Origin of the sequence: Vibrio sp. 10N.222.46.A1, from assembly GCF_041473595.1 — a bacterium.
Taxonomy (GTDB): domain Bacteria; phylum Pseudomonadota; class Gammaproteobacteria; order Enterobacterales; family Vibrionaceae; genus Vibrio; species Vibrio tasmaniensis_A.
On record NZ_JBFRSN010000610.1, the window covers coordinates 1 to 1,380 of the forward strand.

2 protein-coding genes are annotated in these 1,380 nt (G+C 41.4%); both read left to right on the top strand.

Annotated elements, in window-relative coordinates; translation table 11 throughout:
* A partial coding sequence (locus tag AB4496_RS16960) for a LysE family transporter (protein WP_372131432.1) occupies positions 1 to 438 on the top strand: 438 nt, incomplete at its 5' end.
* Between the two features lie 288 nt (positions 439 to 726).
* A partial coding sequence (locus AB4496_RS16965) for a PhzF family phenazine biosynthesis protein (protein WP_372131434.1) occupies positions 727 to 1,380 on the top strand: 654 nt, incomplete at its 3' end.

Sequence of the window (1,380 nt, forward strand, 5' to 3'; positions counted from 1 at the left end):
GTTTCAGTGATGATCGCTTTAAAAATTATTGGCGGTTTGTTTCTGGTGTACCTTGCAGTTCAAGCGATAAGAGCGAAAAAATGTAATTACAGTAATATCGATGTTGTCGAAGAAGGTGTCTCCATTCAAACCACTTTTCTTAAAGAATTTGTTACGGGTTTTCTATCGGGAATCCTTAATCCTAAAAACCTTTTGTTCTATTTGAGCTTATTCACGGTTGTACTGAATAATGAGGTGGGTTTCATGTTTAAATTAGGGTTAGGCATTTGGATGACAGTGGTTGTGTTTGTGTGGGATGCCGCGATTATCTTCCTTTTATCTGCACCTAAAGTTCGACGAGAGTTTACACGTGTTGCTTACTATATTGATAAAGTGACAGGAGTTATGTTGGGTCTGCTTGGCTTGACCATTGTGAAATCTGCTCTGGTACGTCAGTAGATTCAATAAAGTTACCATTGCTGAGTAACCTCACGTTTGTGGCACGATACAATGCCTATGTGCCGCGAATGTGTGCTTGTTTCCTACCAGGGCTGATACGTTTTATCTCTTATCTGCCCGATGTAAAACCCTCAGCTTAATCCACCAATTCTTTCCATAACTGCTTGTTTATCATTCCTTAGTTCTTAAATAAGTATTAATAATGTTGCTGTTGAACACTTGTAGCACGGGGTGTTTGTGCTTATTGTAGGCTGCAATGTCTATTCAATATCAGCGCTAGGAGCCATTGTGAATTTAGAGATATATCAAGTGGATTCGTTCACAACTCAAGCTTTTAAAGGAAACCCTGCAGGGGTTTGTATTTCACAAGAACCTTTAGAAGAGTCGTTGATGTATTCGATTGCTGAAGAGATGGCAGTATCAGAAACGGCATTCTTAGCCCTCAATACGATGACGTTGAAATGGTTCACACCAGAAGTTGAAGTCAAATTATGCGGTCACGGTACGTTGGCAACAGCGCATGTGATGAAGGAAAGAGGGTTAGTCAATGTGGGTGAGGTTGTGACGTTTGATACGCTTTCAGGGGAGCTATCTGCCACAGTTTGTGACTCCACAATCGAGCTTGACTTCCCAAGTACTGTGCTTGATCTTGGATTGGATGCTAATAAAGATTTGCTTGAATATTTAGGGCTGTGTGAAGCCCAAGTCGTGTCATACAGTGAGTTCGATACCAAGCAGTTTATTGAGGTTGTCAGCGAACAAGTTTTATTAGATTTATCACCAAACTTTGATGCTCTAAAGCGTATTAAAGGTCGAGGCGTTGTTGTGACAGCATTGTCGTTGAACTCTGAGCTTGATTTTGTTTCGCGCTATTTTGCGCCGTGGGTGGGTGTTAACGAAGATCCCGTTACGGGTTCAGCGCATTGCGCTCTCACACAATAC